The organism is Rhodopseudomonas sp. WA056 (assembly GCF_010906995.1).
GTDB classification, from domain to species: domain Bacteria; phylum Pseudomonadota; class Alphaproteobacteria; order Rhizobiales; family Xanthobacteraceae; genus Rhodopseudomonas; species Rhodopseudomonas palustris_G.
In genome coordinates, this window is sequence record NZ_QPFS01000011.1 from 44,988 (window position 1) to 61,509 (window position 16,522).

The following is a 16,522-nucleotide window of genomic DNA, read 5'->3' on the forward strand; positions in this document are numbered from 1 at the left end:
AAGGAGCAGAGCCAGCTAGCGAATGGGGCTATGCAAGCCGCAGCAGCACATGCTTCTTCTTGCCCATCGACAGCTTGATCACGCCGTCCGACGACAGGTCGGTGGCTGTCAGGGTCATCTTCTCGTCGGTCACCGACGCGTCGTTGACCTTGAGGCCGCCGGCCTTGATCTGGCGGCGGGCTTCCCCGTTGGAGGCGACCAGGCCGGTCTTCTCGGCAAACGCCACCAGCACGCCGATCCCCGCATCGAGCTCGCCGCGGCTGATCTCGACGCTCGGCAGATCCTGCGCGGTGCCGCCCTGTTCGAAGGTGGTGCGCGCGGTGGCTTCCGCCTTGTCGGCGGCGTCGCGGCCGTGCATCAGCGCGGTTGCCTCGGTGGCCAGGATCTTCTTGGCGTCGTTGATCTCGGCGCCCTGCAGCTTCGACAGCCGCTCGATCTCGTCCATCGGCAGCAGGGTGAACAGCTTCAGGAACCGGCCGACATCGGCGTCCTCGGTGTTGCGCCAGTACTGCCAGTAATCGTACGGCGCCAGCATGTCGCCGTTGAGCCAGACGGCGCCGGCGGCGGTCTTGCCCATCTTGGCGCCCGACGCGGTGGTCAGCAGCGGGCAGGTCAGCGCGTGAAGCTGATGCGTGCCCATGCGGCGGCCGAGGTCGACGCCGTTGACGATGTTGCCCCACTGATCCGAGCCGCCCATCTGCAGATTGCATTTGTAGCGGCGCGCCAGCTCGACGAAGTCGTAGGACTGCAGGATCATGTAGTTGAATTCGATGAACGACAGCTCCTGCTCGCGGTCGAGCCGCAGCTTCACCGAGTCCATCGTCAGCATGCGGTTGATCGAGAAGTGGCGGCCGACGTCGCGCAGCATCTCGATGTAGTTGAGCTTGGTCAGCCACTCGGCGTTGTCGGCCATCACCGCGTCGCTGTGGCCGTCGCCGAACTTGATGAACTTCGAGAACGTGCCCTTGATCGACTCCTTGTTGGCGTCGATCTGCTCGTAGGTGAGGATCTTGCGGGTCTCGTCGCGGCCCGACGGATCGCCGACGCGCGTGGTGCCGCCGCCCATCAGCGCGATCGGCTTGTTGCCGGTCGCCTGCAGCCAATGCAGCATCATGATCGAGAGCAGGTGGCCGACGTGCAGCGACGCGGCGGTGCAATCGTAACCGACATACGCGACCACTTCGCCCTTCGCCGCGAGCGCATCGAGCGAGTCGGGGTCGGAAATCTGATGAATGAATCCCCGGCTCTGGAGAACATTCATAAAATCAGACTTAAAAGCGGTCATCTGTATCGGTCTCTGATCACGGTTATTTCACGCATCGCGCAGATCGCGCACGACGACGCCCAGGAAAGTCTTTCGAGCGCGTTACCCTGTGGCATTATAAGAACTAGGTGTTTGACACAAGTTGGACATTCCGCAGCGGCCAGAGAAGGCGCGTGCCATGATGATGACGGCGATCGGACTGATGAGCGGGACGTCGCTCGACGGCGTCGATGTCGCTCTGATCAAGACCGACGGACGGCGCGTCGCTGCGCTGGGGCCGTCGGGCTACCGGCCCTACACCGAGACCGAGCGCGGCCTGCTGCGCCAGGCGCTCGCGGAAGCGGTGCAACTGACGGCGCGCGATGCCCGGCCAGGCGTGCTCGCCGAGGCTGAACGTGCGGTGACGATCGCCCATGCCGAGGCGGTCGCCGCCTTCGTGGCGCAGAACCGGCTGTCGCCGGAGAGCATCGACATCGTCGGCTTCCACGGCCAGACTGTGCTGCACCGGCCGGCCGAGAAGCTCACCGTGCAGATCGGCGACGCCGATGCGCTGGCCAAGGCGATCCGCATGCCGGTGGTGTGCGACTTCCGCGCCGCCGACGTCGCCGCCGGCGGGCAGGGCGCGCCGCTGGTGCCGGTGTATCACCGCGCGCTGGCGCAGTCGCTCGGCCGTGACGGCCCGATCGGCGTCGTCAACATCGGCGGCGTGTCCAACGTCACCTATATCGATGGCACCGACGCGCTGATCGCCTGCGATACCGGCCCCGGCAATGCGCTGCTGGACGACTTCATGTTCCGCACGCTCGGCAAGCCGTTCGATTGCGAAGGCCGGCTGGCGGCGCAGGGGACGATCGACCAGGCGTGGCTTACCGACGCTCTGCAGCATCCGTTCTTCGCCAGGCCGTCGCCGAAATCCCTTGACCGCAACGACTTCGCCGGGCTGGCGCTGCGCGACTGGCCGGCGGCCGACGGCGCGGCGACGCTGACGGCGTTCACCGCCGGCGCCATCGCGGCGGTGGTGCCGCTGCTGCCGAAGCCGCCTCAGAGTTGGATCGTCACCGGCGGCGGGGCGCGTAACCTGACGATGATGCGGATGCTGCGCGAAGCGCTGGCACCCGCGAGGGTCGAGACCGCGGATGCGCTGGGCTGGTCGGCCGACGCGATGGAGGCACAGGCGTTCGCCTTCCTTGCCGCGCGCGGGCTCAAGGGCCTGCCGCTGACCTATCCGGCGACGACCGGCGTCGCGTTCCCGATGACCGGCGGACTGATCGCCCGGCGCTAGCGCCGGGCGGTACGTCCGATCAGCGGACGTTGGCGAGCCGCATGTCGAGATAAGAGGTAATCGTCTCCATCAGCGGCTCCATCTTGTCCTCGAAGAAATGGTTGGCGCCGGGAATGGTCTGCTGGTCGATGACGATGCCCTTCTGGGTCTTCAGCTTCTCGACCAGGGTGTTGACGTCCTTGGCCGGAGCCACGATGTCCTTCTCGCCATGGACGATCAGGCCGGACGACGGGCACGGCGCCAGGAACGAGAAATCGTAGCGGTTCGGTTCCGGCGCGATCGAGATGAAGCCTTCGACCTCCGGCCGGCGCATCAGAAGCTGCATGCCGATCCAGGCGCCGAACGAGAACCCGGCGACCCAGCAGGCGCGCGCTTCCGGATTGATGGTCTGCGCCCAGTCGAGCGCCGAGGCCGCGTCCGCAAGCTCGCCGGTGCCGTGGTCGAACGAACCCTGGCTGCGGCCGACGCCGCGAAAATTGAACCGCAATACGGAGAAGCCACGGGCGACGAAGGCGTAGTACACCTGATAGACGATCGGATGGTTCATGTTGCCACGGAACTGCGGATGCGGGTGCAGCACCATCGCGATCGGCGCGTTCTTCTGCTTCGCCGGGTGGTAGCGGCCTTCAAGTCGGCCCGCCGGACCGGTGAAAATAACTTCGGGCATCAGGGATCCTTGCGCGACATCGTGGGATTCGGCCTGGCGCGCCGGGCGCGCGCGGTTTCTGCCTGCAACGGCCGCCGGCTGCCGCAGAGCGGAAGGGGCAGGCGGCCGGCGGAAACGGGGAGCTGCGTTCTAGCATGGAGCGCGGGGCCGAATGCAAGCATATTGAGCAGGGTGGCCGCCGGCGGCGATGCACACGCGCGTGCGGCGGTCCGGCCCGGAACAAGGAATGAAGCGCTTTGACGGTCAATCGAGTGTATCTGGACGGGAATGCGACCACGCCGTTACGGCCGGAAGCCAAGGCGGCGATGGCGGCGGCGTTGGATGTCGTCGGCAATCCCTCGTCGGTCCACGCCGAAGGCCGTGCGGCGCGCGGGCTGCTCGAACAGGCCCGGACGGACGTTGCCGCCATGGTCGGAGCTGCGCCGCGCGACGTGGTGTTCACGTCCGGCGGCACCGAAGCCAACATGCTGGCGCTCATGCCGGAACTCCGGACCAGCGCGGAACCTGTTGAAAGGTTGCTGCTTTCATCCATCGAACATGCCTCCGTTCTGAGCGGCGGCCGGTTCCCGCCCGACCGCGTCGGCCAGATCCGGGTGACGACCGACGGGGTGCTCGACCTCGATCACCTGCGCGCCTTGCTGGCTGACGGGGGACCGGCGCTGGTGTCGGTGATGCTTGCCAACAACGAGACCGGCGCTCTTCAGCCGATTCGTGAAGTGGCTGAGATTGTGCATCAAGCGGGCGGCGTGCTGCACGTCGACGCGATCCAGGCGCTCAGCAAAATTCAATTCGGAATCAAGCAGCTCGGTGCCGATCTTGTGTCGCTGTCTGCACACAAGATCGGGGGGCCCAAGGGCGTCGGCGCGTTGGTGCTGAGCCCGAAGCTCGCCGGACTGGAGCCGGTTCTGCGCGGCGGCGGGCAGGAACTCGGGCGACGCGGCGGTACCGAGAATCTGGTCGGGATCGCGGGCTTCGGCGCTGCGGCGGCCGCGGCTCTCCCGGCGATGGCGGACGACATGGCCCGGATCGAAGGTTTGCGAACACGGCTCGAGGCGGGCTTGCGACACATCTCCGCGGGTGAAGGGGTGATTGTTTGCGCCGGCGTGCCGCGCCTGCCGAACACCACGCTGTTCGCGGTTCTAGGACTCCGGGCCGAAACGGCGGTGATCGGCTTCGATCTGGCCGGAATCGCGGTATCGTCCGGCTCGGCCTGCTCCTCCGGCAAGGTGCAGCCGTCACACGTTCTGGAGGCGATGGGGTTCGGTCCGGAACTTGCACGATCGGCAATACGGATCAGTCTCGGCTGGTGGAGTAGCGAATCCGACATCGATCGTTGTCTGGAGGCTTGGATAAAGCTCACGGGCAACCTAGCTAAAAGGGATCGTGAAACAGTGCTTGAACGGTTCTAAGAGGGTTTCATCCCGTGACGGATCGTGTAAGCATGTCTTTCGCAGATCCACCGCGGTCCTTGAAACCGTGAGCGGAGGTTTATATGGCTGCCGTCCAAGAGACCGTCGATCGGGTCCGCCAGATCGACGTCGATCAATATCGCTATGGATTCGAGACCCTGATCGAATCCGAGAAGGCTCCGAAGGGGCTTTCGGAAGACATCGTCCGCTTCATTTCGGCCAAGAAGAACGAGCCGGACTGGATGCTGCAGTGGCGGCTGGAGGCTTACCGCCGCTGGCTGACCATGACCGAGCCGACCTGGGCGCGGGTGTCCTATCCGAAGATCGACTTCCAGGATCTGTATTATTACGCCGCGCCGAAGCCGAAGAAGACCATCGGCTCGCTCGACGAGATCGATCCCGAGATCCTGAAGACCTACGAGAAGCTCGGCATTCCGCTGCGTGAAGTGGCGCTGCTCGAGGGCGTCGAGCCGGCGCCGGGCGGACCGGACACGCCGAGCCGGAAGATCGCGGTCGATGCGGTGTTCGACTCGGTGTCGGTAGCGACCACGTTCCAGGCCGAGCTGAAGAAGGCCGGCGTGATCTTCATGCCGATCTCGGAAGCGATCAAAGAGCATCCCGATCTGGTGAAGAAATATCTCGGCACGGTGGTGCCGACCTCGGACAATTTCTACGCCACGCTGAATTCGGCGGTGTTCTCCGACGGCTCGTTCGTCTACGTGCCGCCGGGCGTGCGCTGCCCGATGGAGCTGTCGACCTATTTCCGCATCAACGAGCGTAACACCGGCCAGTTCGAGCGGACGCTGATCATCGCCGACAAGGGCTCTTACGTCAGCTATCTCGAAGGCTGCACGGCGCCGCAGCGCGACGAGAACCAGCTCCACGCCGCCGTGGTCGAACTGGTGGCGCTGGACGATGCGGAGATCAAATATTCGACGGTGCAGAACTGGTACCCGGGCAATTCGGAAGGCAAGGGCGGCATCTACAACTTCGTCACCAAGCGTGGCGATTGCCGCGGCGCCAATTCCAAGATCTCCTGGACCCAGGTCGAGACCGGTTCGGCGATCACCTGGAAATATCCGAGCTGCATCCTGCGCGGCGACAACTCGCGTGGCGAGTTCTATTCGATCGCGATCTCGAACGGCTATCAGCAGGTCGATAGCGGCACCAAGATGATCCATCTCGGCAACAACACCACGAGCCGGATCATCTCCAAGGGCATCGCCGCCGGCAAGTCGCAGAACACCTATCGCGGCCTCGTCACCGCCCACCGCAAGGCGACCGGCGCGCGCAACTTCACCGCCTGCGACTCGCTGTTGATCGGCGACCAATGTGGCGCGCACACCGTGCCCTACATCGAGGCCAAGAACGCCTCAGCGCTGTTCGAGCATGAAGCGACCACGTCGAAGATCTCCGAGGACGTGCTGTTCTATTGCATCCAGCGCGGCCTCAGCCAGGAAGAGGCGGTCGGCCTCGTCGTCAACGGCTTCGTCAAGGACGTGCTGCAGCAACTGCCGATGGAGTTCGCGGTCGAAGCCCAGAAGCTGATCTCGATCAGCCTCGAGGGTTCGGTCGGGTAAGGCCGGCAAGATTCACGAGGTGGCCGCGCCGCGGCCGCCTCGCAGGACCCGCAACGAAAAACTCATATCAACTCATCCTTCGAGGCGCGCGCCGCCGCCGATCCTCAGGGTGAGAGCCAAACAGGAAGGTCGTTATGGCTGCATTGCTCGAAGTGAAGAATCTCCAGGTCAGCGTCGCGGATCGCGAGATTTTGCACGGGCTGACGCTGACCGTGAACCAAGGCGAAGTCCACGCCATCATGGGGCCGAACGGCTCCGGCAAGTCGACGCTCAGCCACGTCATCGCTGGCAAGCCGGGCTATGAAGTCACCGGCGGCGAGATCCTGTTCAAGGGCGAGAACCTGCTCGAGATGGAGCCGAACGAGCGCGCCGCCAAGGGCGTGTTTCTGGCGTTTCAGTACCCGGTCGAAATCCCCGGCGTCGCCACCATGAACTTCCTGCGCACCGCGCTGAATGCGCAGCGCAAGGCGCGCGGCGAGGACGAATTGTCGACGCCGGATTTCCTCAAGCGGGTGCGTGAGGTCTCCGGCTCGCTCGGTATTCCGCAGGAGATGCTGAAGCGTGGCGTCAATGTCGGCTTCTCGGGCGGCGAGAAGAAGCGCAACGAGGTGCTGCAGATGGCGCTGTTCCAGCCCAGCCTGTGCATCCTCGACGAGATGGACTCCGGCCTCGACATCGACGCGCTACGCATCGCCTCCGAAGGCGTCAACGCGCTGCGCTCGCCGGAGCGGGCGATGGTGGTGATCACTCATTATCAGCGGCTGCTCGACTACATCGTGCCGGACTGCGTTCACGTGATGTCGAAGGGCAAGGTGGTGAAGAGCGGCGGCAAGGAGCTGGCGCTCGAACTCGAGGCCAACGGCTACGCACAGTATCAGGAAGCAGCGGCCTGACGGCCGCCGATCGGGACACGGCCATGAACATCGCAGTGGTGAAAGCCGAAAAGCCGGACACAGCGAGCGATAATTTCGCCGCTGCCGGCGCCCGCCTGCCTGTCGCCGGTAAGCTCGACGAGACGCGCCGCCAGGCGCTCGACGTTTTCCAGCGTATCGGCCTGCCGCATCGGCGGATCGAGGATTGGAAGTACACCGACTTGCGGGCGTCGATGCGCGAGGTGTTGCCTGTTGCGCCTGCGCCCGATGCATCCGCGCTGGTCCGCGCCGAGGCCGCCGCCGGCCTGCACGCGATTGCCGGCGTCCGCCGCCTGGTGTTGGTCGACGGCGCGCTGGCGCCCGGCCTGTCGGACCTTGCCGGCCTTGAAGCCGGCTTATCGATCCGCAGCCTGCGCGAGGCGCTGCAGAGCGGCGACGACTGCGTGCTGTCGCTCGACACTGCCGATCCGATGGCGGCGCTCAACACCGCGCTGATGACCGACGGAGTCGTCATCGAGGTGGCGGACGGCACCACGCTCGCCCGGCCGCTGCACATCCTGCACATCGCTTCCGGTGGCGCGCCGGTGGCGATGTTCACGCGGTCGCGGATCGCGCTCGGCAAGGACGCCGCGGCCACGGTGGTCGAGAGCTACGTGGCGGGCGAGGGCGCCGGCAGCTATCAGGTTCACGATGCTGCTGTGATTGCGGTCGGTGACTACGCCCGTCTCGACTACGTGCGGATCGTCGAAGACTCCCGCGAGGCTTTCAACATCACCTCGGCGACGGTTTCGGTCGGCGCGCACGCACATTTCAACGCGTTCGGCATCACTACCGGCGGTCTCGTCAGCCGCTATCAGGCGGTGGTGACGGTCGCCGGCTCGCATTCCAAGGTCGAGACCAACGGCGTCAATCTGCTCAACGGCAAGCAGCATGCCGACACCACGCTGGTGATGAACCATGACGTCCCGGACTGCGTCAGCCGCGAGGGCTTTCGCGCGGTGTGCGACGATCGCGGTCACTCGGTGTTCCAGGGGCGGATCAATGTCCGGCAGCCGGCGCAGCAGACTGATGCCAAGATGATGACCCGGGCGCTGCTGCTGTCCGACGAGGCCGAGGTCGACAACAAGCCGGAACTCGAAATCTTCGCCGACGACGTCACCTGCGGTCATGGCGCCGCGGTGGGCGCGCTGGACGATTCCTTGCTGTTCTATCTGCGCGCCCGCGGCCTGCCGCAGAAGGAAGCCGAGGCGATGCTGATCCAGGCGTTCGTCGGCGAGGCGATCGAAGCGATCGCGGATGACGATTTGCGTGAGCTGGTGACCGCCGCTGCGGTGCGCTGGCTGGAGGCGAGGCGATGAGTACGCATCCGGCGGTCGGCAACGGCAGCTACGACGTCGACCTCGTCCGCGAGGACTTTCCGGCGCTGTCGCTGGAGGTCTACGGCAAGAAGCTGGTGTATCTCGACAACGCCGCCTCGGCGCAGAAGCCGCGTCAAGTGCTGACGCGGATGACGCAGGCGTATGAGAGCGAATACGCCAACGTGCATCGCGGCCTGCACTATCTCGCGAACGCCGCCACCGAGGCCTATGAGGGCGGGCGCACCCGCGTGCAGCATCTGCTCAACGCCAAGCGTCCCGAAGAGATCATCTTCACCCGCAACGCCACCGAGGCGATCAACCTGGTGGCGTCGTCGTGGGGCGCGACGAACATCGGCGAGGGCGACGAGATCGTGCTCTCGATCATGGAGCACCATTCCAACATCGTGCCGTGGCACTTCCTGCGCGAGCGCCAGGGCGCGGTGATCAAGTGGGCGCCGGTCGACGATGAAGGCAACTTCCTGCTCGACGAGTTCGAGAAGCTGCTGACCGCCAAGACCAAGCTGGTTGCGATCACCCAGATGTCGAACGCGCTCGGCACGGTCGTTCCGGTCAAGGACGTCGTTAGGATCGCCCATGCCCGCGGAATTCCGGTGCTGGTCGACGGCAGCCAGGCGGCGGTGCATCTCGCAATCGATGTCCAGGACATCGATTGCGATTTCTATGTAATGACCGGCCACAAGATCTACGGCCCGACCGGGATCGGCGCGCTGTATGGCAAGTACGATGTGCTCGCCAAGATGCGGCCCTTCAACGGCGGCGGCGAGATGATCCGCGAGGTTGCGCAGGATTGGGTGACCTACGGCGATCCGCCGCATCGATTCGAGGCCGGCACGCCGGCGATCGTCGAGGCGGTCGGACTCGGCGCGGCGATCGATTACGTCAATTCGATCGGCAAGGAGCGGATCGCCGCCCATGAACACGATCTTTTGACCTATGCCGAGGATCGGCTCCGCGAGATCAACGCACTGCGGATCATCGGCAGCGCCAAGGGCAAAGGCCCGGTGATTTCCTTCGAAATGAAGGGCGCGCACCCGCACGACGTCGCCACGGTGATCGACCGGCAGGGCATCGCGGTCCGGGCCGGCACCCATTGCGTGATGCCGTTGCTGGAGCGGTTCCAAGTCACTGCGACGTGCCGTGCGTCGTTCGGCATGTATAATACCCGTGAGGAAGTGGACCAACTCGTCAGTGCGCTGATCAAGGCGCGGGATCTGTTCGCATGACCGATACGATCGAAGCCAAAGCCAACATGCAGACCGTTTCGGCGCTGCCGCCGGAGGAGACCGAACGGCTCGGCACCGAGATCGTGGCGGCGCTGAAGACGGTGTTCGACCCAGAAATCCCCGCCGACATCTACGAGCTCGGACTAATCTACAAAGTCGAGATCAAGGACGACCGCACCGTCGACCTCGACATGACGCTGACGACGCCGAACTGTCCGGCTGCGGCCGAGCTGCCGACCATGGTCGAGAACGCGGTCGCCAGCGTGCCCGGTGTCGGCGTGGTCAACGTCAACATTGTCTGGGAGCCGCCGTGGACGCCGGAGCGGATGAGCGACGAAGCCCGGCTCGTGCTGAATATGTGGTGAGGACGGATTGGGTCTGCGTCTGAACGGAGTGATCGAAACGGCGCTGTATGTCGACGACCTCGATCGCGCCCGAAGCTTCTACCAGGACGTCCTGCTGCTGAGTCCGATGACGAGCGATCAGCGGTTTTGTGCTTTCGACGTGGGCAGCCGCAACGTGCTGCTGCTGTTCAAGCGGGGCAGCACGCTGGAGACGGTCCATCTGCCGGGTGGCACGATCCCGCCGCATGATGGCAGCGGACCTGTCCACATCGGACTGTCGGTCGATCGCGACCGGCTCGGCGAATGGGAAGCGCGCCTGACGGAGCATGGCGTGGAGATCGAAGGCCGCACGGAGTGGCCGCGCGGCGGGTCGAGTATCTACTTCCGTGATCCCGATCGCCATCTGTTGGAACTTGTGACGCCGGGTGTCTGGCCGATTCATTAGGCCCGATCCTACCGCGAGGTGGTAGCACCTTTCGAAGTGGCGGTTGCGTAACTATCTGAAGGTCCGGCTGGTCGCCGGTGAAGCGGCGAACGTCTCCGGGCAGGCCCGGCAACAGGAGTGGGAAACACCATGGCTACGGCACGTCCTCGGCCTCAAGTGATGCGCCTCACCGACGCGGCGGCCGGTCGCGTCAAGGAACTGATGGGCCGCGCCGACAGCGAGATTCTCGGCCTGCGCGTCGGGATCAAGAATGGCGGCTGCGCCGGGCAGTCCTACACGGTCGAGTACGCTCACGATGTCAAGCCGAACGACGAAGTCATCGAAGACAAGGGCGTCAAGATCATGGTCGATCCGAAGGCGGTGCTGTTCCTGCTCGGCACCGAGATGGACTACAAGGCCGACAGGATGCAGGCGCAGTTCGTGTTCAACAACCCGAACCAGATCTCAGCGTGCGGCTGCGGCGAGTCGGTGGAGCTGAAGCCGGCTTCGGTCGACGGCTGAGCTCCATCGGATCTGATTCAAACTTTACATTCCGTCAGAAGTGCAGAGCGCGCGGTACGCTACCGCGCGGTATTTGCGTGTGAGAATTAAGTGCGCTTTAAGGGGCGGCAAGTGAATACCTCTCCAAGGGCGGAACGATCAGGGGAGGATCACCATGAAGCGCCGCGATTTTCTGCTTGGAGCTGCAGCCGTCGGCCTCGGTGGGCCGTTGCTGGCGAAGGCGGCAATCTCTTCCCTGCACGCGCAACCGGCGGCGCCGAAAGGGGCGAAGATCGCCAAGGTCGCGATCTTTCCGGCGATCGGCTTCTCCCGCGTCGGCAATGCCGAGGACTGGTTTCTGGCACCGGAGGTGCCGGGCCTGCTCGACGAGCCCGAAGGCGGCTTCAAGGACAAGCAGGGACGGATCAAGAAACAGGTGCAGCGCTTCCGCCTGTTCGGCTACGACGACCAGGGCCGGGTGGTGCGCGAACTCGATGCCGCCGACGGCGTGACCTGGAGCGTGCACGTCGCCAATACCAAGGCGGCCTGGTACGGCTTCATCAACGCGATGGATCGCGGCGACAGCGCGCCTGGCGTCCCCGGCGCGCAGCGCAACGCCTTCATCGCCGCCGACAAGCGCGAAGCGATGCTGTGCATCGACGCCGGCAAGCTGGAGATCGCCGGCGCCTCGACGAACTCCAAGGGCGGCGACGACAAGTATCGGATGAAGGGCCGGTTCTGGCAGACGCTCGACGTCTCGCTCGGCCATCTGCGCACCGACGACAAGGGGCGCCTGTTGGTGTTCGCCGCCGACGGCGTTTCACGCACCGCCCTGCCGCAGAATCCGGTGCGCGACTTCACCAACAATGACGGCTGGCACGACGATTGGGCCGACGGCTGGGTCAAGGCGACCGTCACCGTCGACGGCCAAAAGCTCGATTGCGATCCAGCCTGGGTGGTGTGCTGCGGGCCGAAATTTGCGCCGCAGCTCGAGCCTATCGTGACCCTGTACGACGCCGCGCACGAAGCGATGGTCGCGCTCGGTCAGATCAAGCCGCTGGCCGACAAAGTGTCGTTCCGCCGCGACGTGCTGCCGATCCTGCGCCGTGCCGGCACGATGCAGTGGGTTGCCGCAGCCTCGTTCCTCGGCGCGGCGTGGAACGACATCGGCGATCTGTCGGACCCGGCGACGATCGAGACGTTGGCAAAGCCGGGCGCGGAGGCGAGGGCCGAGCGCAAGAAGGTGTTCGATGCCTTCCGTAGGCCCGACGGCACCGACCAGCGCAATCACGCCATTCCGATCATGCTCGGCGACGGCGTCAATTATCAGGACAGTGCGCATTCCTGGCTGGCACTGACTCGGCCGCAATACCGCGTGTTGGAATTGTGGGCCGACGGCAAGTTCGAGGCCGACTACGCCGACAAGAGCGCCGACGCCGTCCGCCTCCTCGACGATCTGCCGATCGAACTACGCCCCGAGGCGATGACACGCGCCGCGCTCGACGCCTGTTCGGGTGGTGCGTTCCATCCCGGCGTCGAGATCACCTGGCCGATCCGCCACAAGGAGCTGTATCGCGGCCCGAACGAGACCAGGCTGCCGTTCCGTATTGCGCTGTCGAACCGCAAGAGCCTGGCGCAGGACGTCGGGCTGCAGCTCAACCCGGTCAACGTGTTTGCCGGCAATCCCGACAAGCCGGATCAGGGCAGGCCGATCGGCCCGCAGGCGCCCGGCGATCTGACGCGCTGGATGGGCGTGCCGTGGCAGGGCGATGCGTTCAGTTGCCAGGCGGTGCTCACCGCCAGCGGCTTTCCGACACCGGTGTGGTGGCCGGCGTTGCTGCCGGTCGATGTGCTGCCCGAGGCGTTCTATCAGCAGATGATGCGCACCGATCTGACCGAAGAAGAACGGCTGCGGTTCTATCACACGCGGGTGCCGTGGGCGCGCGGCGCGGCCGGCATCGGGCTGCACGTCGAGGCCGGCTACACCGATGGCCTGCGCCGGATGATCGAGCTCTGGACGCAGATGGGCGTCGTCGTGCGCCGCCCCGGCCCGAAGGGGCTGCCCGGTGTGCCCGATCAGCTTTATGTCGAGGTGCAGCGCGGTTCGATGGATATCGCGGCGCCAACGCTACCGCGCTGATCTTGATGGGCCGGATCGCCGTAATCGGCGCAGGGGTGGCGGCGCTGGCCGCCACGCGCACGCTGGTGCTCGCCGGACGACGGCCGCTGCTGATCGCGCCCGATCGTGACGTGATCAGCCGCGGCGAAACGTTGTCACCCGCGGCCGCGGGATTGCTGGATCACCTGCAATGGTCCGATCTGCTCGACGACGAAACATCGGTGATGAGCGAAGGCCGTTTTTCGGTCTGGGGCGACGCGAAGTTGCGCCGTGCCGCGCCAGGCGAGGGGGCCGGCTGGCACATCGACCGCGCCGCATTCGAGCGGCGGATGCGCGGCAAGCTGCAGAGCGATGCGATCGAATGTTCTGCGATCATCGTGACCATGCTGGCGCATCACTGCGACGGAGTCGTGATCGAACTCGGAGATGGCCGCGTCGTGTTCGCCGACGCGGCGATCGATTGCAGCGGCCGCGCCGCGTTGTCGTCGGGGACCGCTGCGGGGCGTCGCCGCACCGACCGGCTGGTCGCGGTGTGGCGCGTGCTGGTCCTGCCGGACGAGACTGAGCCCGCTGCGGCGACGCTGGTCGAAGCAGTTGCGCTCGGCTGGTGGTACATGGCCCCGCTACCTAGCCGCCGCATGATGCTCGGCCTGTTCACCGACACCGATCTGTTACCGCCCGGCGCGACGCAAGATGGCGCCAGGTGGACCGAGTTGGCTGCGTCGACGATCGCGATCGCACCGCGGCTGCGCAGCCTTGGTCTCGATGAGATCGCTGGGTGCGAGCCGCCGCAGGTCGCGCCCGCCGCCACCGTCACGGCCAGCCGGTTGATCGAAGGGCGCATCCTGCGCGCCGGCGACGCTGCGGCGGCGCTCGATCCGCTTGGTGCCAACGGGCTCGCCACCGCGCTGTGGAGCGGGGTGGCGGCCGCGGAGGCGGCATTGACACTCGCCGACGGCGAGCGCGAGCGCGCCGACGCCTATGAGCGCGATTACTTGCAAGGGATTGCGCAGCATCTCTTCACCCAGCAGGCGATGTATGCCGCCGAAGCGCGCTTCGCCGATGCGCCGTTCTGGCAACGCCGCCGGCCCGCTGCATCGTCCCACCCTCAAGAGGAGACACTGCCATGACCAACTTTTTGCGCACGCTGCTCGCGGCGGCTGCCCTTGCCGTCGCGATGCCGGGCCTGGCTTCCGCCGAATCCAGCGCGGTGAAGATCATTGCGCCGACCGACAAGACCATCACGCCGAGTGGCACCTGGAGCATCGGCGCGCGCGCCGGCGACTTCGTCTTCATCGGCGGCATGCGCGGTACCGACCGCGTCACCGGCAACATGGTCGACGGCGACGAGGCCCGGATCCGGCGGATGTTCGACAACATGCTGGCGGCGGCCGAAGCGGCCGGGGCGACGAAATCGGATGCGGTGCGGCTCACGGTGTTCGTCACCGACGTCGCCAAGTATCGGCCGGTGGTCAACAAGGTGCAGAAGGATATCTGGGGCGACGGCCCGTATCCGCCGCGCACCGTATTGCAGGTGCCGGCGCTGGATCAGGGTGACATCGCCGAGATCGACGGCACGTTCTACGCGCCGGAGAAAAAATAGCCTTCAGCCGGCACGTTCGCCGCTATGCTGAGCGGCGGTGCGTATGGTCGCACCGCCCGATCCGTCAGCGCTGCGAGTCGCCATGGACCGCGAATTCCTCGCCGACCTGTTCTCGCCGTTCGGCCCTGTGACGATCCGGCGGATGTTCTCCGGCTTCGGTGTCTCCGCCGACGGCGTGACCTTCGCGCTGGTGATCCGGGATGCGATCTATCTACGCACCGACGCGGACGGCGCGGCCCGGTTCGAGGCCGAGCGCAGCCGTCCGTTTCGCTATGATACGCGCGACAAGACCGTGACGGTGGGGTCGTACTGGCTGCTGCCGGAGCGGCTGCTCGACGATCCCGAGGAGTTCGCCGACTGGGCGAGGATCGCTTTCGCCGTGGCCGAGCGTGCGGCGCTCGCCAAGGCGGCCCGCAAGCCGCGAAAGGCGGCGATCAAGACGGGGACATCGGCCAAACGCGAGGCGAAGTCCGCCGCGAAGGCGGTGAAGAAGGCTGGTGCGACGACGGCGAAAGCCAAGACTGCGACAGCCAAGACGGAGAAGGCTAAGACCGCCGCCCCGAAGCGCAGCCGGCTTCCCCGCTGAGTGTTCAGGCCACCGCAGCCTGGGTATCGTTCGAATGTTCCGGGTCGGTCTCGCACACGACGCGATTGCGGCCGTTGCGCTTGGCCGCGTACAGGCAGGCGTCGGCGCGGCCGATCAGGGATTCGACATCGTCGTTCGGCTTCAGCGTCGACACCCCGGCGGACAGCGTCACGCGGCCCAGGATTTCGCCGGTCGATTTTTTCTTCAGCTCCTTGGACATCACCTGCCGGCGGATGTTGTCGGCGACGATGATCGCCTGGCGCAGCGGCGTGTTCGGCAGCACCACGGCGAATTCCTCGCCGCCGTAGCGAGCGGTGAAGTCCTGGCCCTTGATGCTCTGCTTCAAAGTGAGCCCGACCAGGCGCAGCACCTGATCGCCGGTGAGGTGGCCGTAAGTGTCGTTGAATGATTTGAAGTGGTCGATGTCCATCATCAGCAGCGACAGCGGCTGATGGCTCGCAGCGGCGCTGCGCAGCGCGTCGTGGACGGTACGATCGAAATGTTTGCGATTGCCGAGCCCGGTCAAAGGGTCGGTGAGGCTCTCGTTGCGGATCGCTTCCAGGCTGAGCTGGAGGTTGGCGATCTCCTGCTTCGATGCCGACAGCCGCTGTTCCAGCGCGCTGTTGGTCTGCTGCATCTCGCGCGTGGTGACGACGAGGCGCTCGACGATCGCCTTGATCTGGTCGTGGTCGGTCGCCAGCGACAGTTTCTGGCTTTCGCCGTGGAGATCGTCACCGAAGCTGGCGGTGCTGCCGAGGGTTTCGGCGAGCATCGCCATGATGTCGTCGATCTCTCCCGCGACGCGTGCGCCGATCCGGTCGATCCGATCGGTGGCGCGGCCTTGCGACAGATAGGTATCGTGGAGCTGGTCGAGGTCCGCCTCGCTCAAGCTGCCGCGATGCGCCAGCGTGTCGTTGATTGCGCGATTCAGCTCTTGGTTGTGGCCGGTCGCATAGGTGTACCAGATCTCGTAGTTGCGAGGTCCGGCGCCGTGGCGGAGGTTCTTGATTTGGGAAAGAGCCACCTCGGCATAGGCCATGGTGCGATCATGGTCGTCCTGCAGCGCGGCCACGAGCCACCCCTCCGATCGGCGTTTCTCAACGCATCTTCGTGAAACGGCGAGAGAGTATGGCTGGCGCGGTGAAGGCTCGGTAAACTCCGCGGCCGCAAGCGCCCATCAGCCCCGCGCGCGCACCGGGCGCAGCAGGAACGCCGGCAAATGCGAGTGGTCTCCCGCCTCCGAGGAGGTGTCGCGGGCGGGCGGGGCGG

General features: G+C 65.6%; 16 protein-coding genes. 13 read left to right on the forward strand and 3 right to left on the reverse strand.

Going from position 1 to position 16,522, the window contains the following annotated elements; all coding sequences use genetic code 11:
* Positions 1-28: 28 nt before the first annotated feature.
* The gene (gene tyrS / locus DU475_RS04340) at positions 29-1,285 is read right to left on the reverse strand and encodes a tyrosine--tRNA ligase (protein WP_164630881.1); all 1,257 of its coding nucleotides are present in this window, start codon (positions 1,283-1,285) and stop codon (positions 29-31) included.
* A gap of 157 nt (positions 1,286-1,442) precedes the next feature.
* Between tyrS and DU475_RS04345 the strand changes: the two genes are divergently transcribed.
* Positions 1,443-2,546, forward strand: coding sequence for an anhydro-N-acetylmuramic acid kinase (locus DU475_RS04345; RefSeq protein WP_164630883.1), 1,104 nt, complete (start codon positions 1,443-1,445; stop codon positions 2,544-2,546).
* Positions 2,547-2,565: 19 nt separating this feature from the next.
* On the opposite strand, the gene DU475_RS04350 is transcribed toward DU475_RS04345, so the two are convergent.
* Positions 2,566-3,213 (reverse strand): alpha/beta hydrolase, encoded by a 648-nt coding sequence (locus DU475_RS04350; RefSeq protein WP_013502748.1) that lies wholly within the window; start codon positions 3,211-3,213, stop codon positions 2,566-2,568.
* Between the two features lie 236 nt (positions 3,214-3,449).
* Between DU475_RS04350 and DU475_RS04355 the strand changes: the two genes are divergently transcribed.
* From DU475_RS04355 to DU475_RS04410, 12 genes are all read left to right on the forward strand, one after another.
* Positions 3,450-4,622, forward strand: a complete 1,173-nt coding sequence (locus DU475_RS04355; protein WP_142882607.1) for a cysteine desulfurase family protein — start codon at positions 3,450-3,452, stop codon at positions 4,620-4,622.
* A gap of 83 nt (positions 4,623-4,705) precedes the next feature.
* Positions 4,706-6,202, forward strand: a complete 1,497-nt coding sequence (gene sufB, locus DU475_RS04360; protein ID WP_164630885.1) for a Fe-S cluster assembly protein SufB — start codon at positions 4,706-4,708, stop codon at positions 6,200-6,202.
* Between the two features lie 134 nt (positions 6,203-6,336).
* Positions 6,337-7,095 (forward strand): Fe-S cluster assembly ATPase SufC, encoded by a 759-nt coding sequence (gene sufC / locus DU475_RS04365; RefSeq protein WP_164630887.1) that lies wholly within the window; start codon positions 6,337-6,339, stop codon positions 7,093-7,095.
* Positions 7,096-7,118: 23 nt separating this feature from the next.
* Positions 7,119-8,432: a Fe-S cluster assembly protein SufD gene (gene sufD, locus DU475_RS04370; protein ID WP_164630888.1), complete on the forward strand. Its 1,314-nt coding sequence runs from the start codon at positions 7,119-7,121 to the stop codon at positions 8,430-8,432.
* A complete protein-coding gene (locus DU475_RS04375; protein ID WP_164630890.1) occupies positions 8,429-9,676 on the forward strand; it encodes a cysteine desulfurase in 1,248 nt (415 codons plus the stop codon). The genes sufD and DU475_RS04375 overlap by 4 nt, the downstream gene beginning before the upstream one ends.
* Positions 9,673-10,041 (forward strand): SUF system Fe-S cluster assembly protein, encoded by a 369-nt coding sequence (locus DU475_RS04380; protein ID WP_013502742.1) that lies wholly within the window; start codon positions 9,673-9,675, stop codon positions 10,039-10,041. Before DU475_RS04375 ends, DU475_RS04380 begins: the two co-directional genes overlap by 4 nt.
* Positions 10,042-10,048: 7 nt before the next feature.
* Entirely contained in the window at positions 10,049-10,465 is a 417-nt protein-coding gene (locus DU475_RS04385; protein WP_142882611.1) for a VOC family protein, read from the forward strand.
* 129 nt (positions 10,466-10,594) lie between these two features.
* Entirely contained in the window at positions 10,595-10,966 is a 372-nt protein-coding gene (locus DU475_RS04390) for a HesB/IscA family protein (RefSeq protein WP_164630892.1), read from the forward strand.
* Between the two features lie 154 nt (positions 10,967-11,120).
* On the forward strand, positions 11,121-13,085 hold the full coding sequence (gene goxA / locus DU475_RS04395; RefSeq protein ID WP_164630894.1) for a CTQ-dependent glycine oxidase GoxA: 1,965 nt from the start codon (positions 11,121-11,123) through the stop codon (positions 13,083-13,085).
* A gap of 5 nt (positions 13,086-13,090) precedes the next feature.
* Entirely contained in the window at positions 13,091-14,194 is a 1,104-nt protein-coding gene (locus DU475_RS04400; protein WP_013502738.1) for an NAD(P)/FAD-dependent oxidoreductase, read from the forward strand.
* Positions 14,191-14,667, forward strand: coding sequence for a RidA family protein (locus DU475_RS04405; protein WP_047309451.1), 477 nt, complete (start codon positions 14,191-14,193; stop codon positions 14,665-14,667). Before DU475_RS04400 ends, DU475_RS04405 begins: the two co-directional genes overlap by 4 nt.
* A gap of 82 nt (positions 14,668-14,749) precedes the next feature.
* A complete protein-coding gene (locus DU475_RS04410; protein WP_164630896.1) occupies positions 14,750-15,253 on the forward strand; it encodes a TfoX/Sxy family protein in 504 nt (167 codons plus the stop codon).
* Positions 15,254-15,257: 4 nt separating this feature from the next.
* Here DU475_RS04410 and DU475_RS04415 read toward each other — a convergent pair whose 3' ends face one another.
* Positions 15,258-16,325: a GGDEF domain-containing protein gene (locus tag DU475_RS04415; protein WP_080964225.1), complete on the reverse strand. Its 1,068-nt coding sequence runs from the start codon at positions 16,323-16,325 to the stop codon at positions 15,258-15,260.
* Between the last annotated feature and the right edge of the window lie 197 nt (positions 16,326-16,522).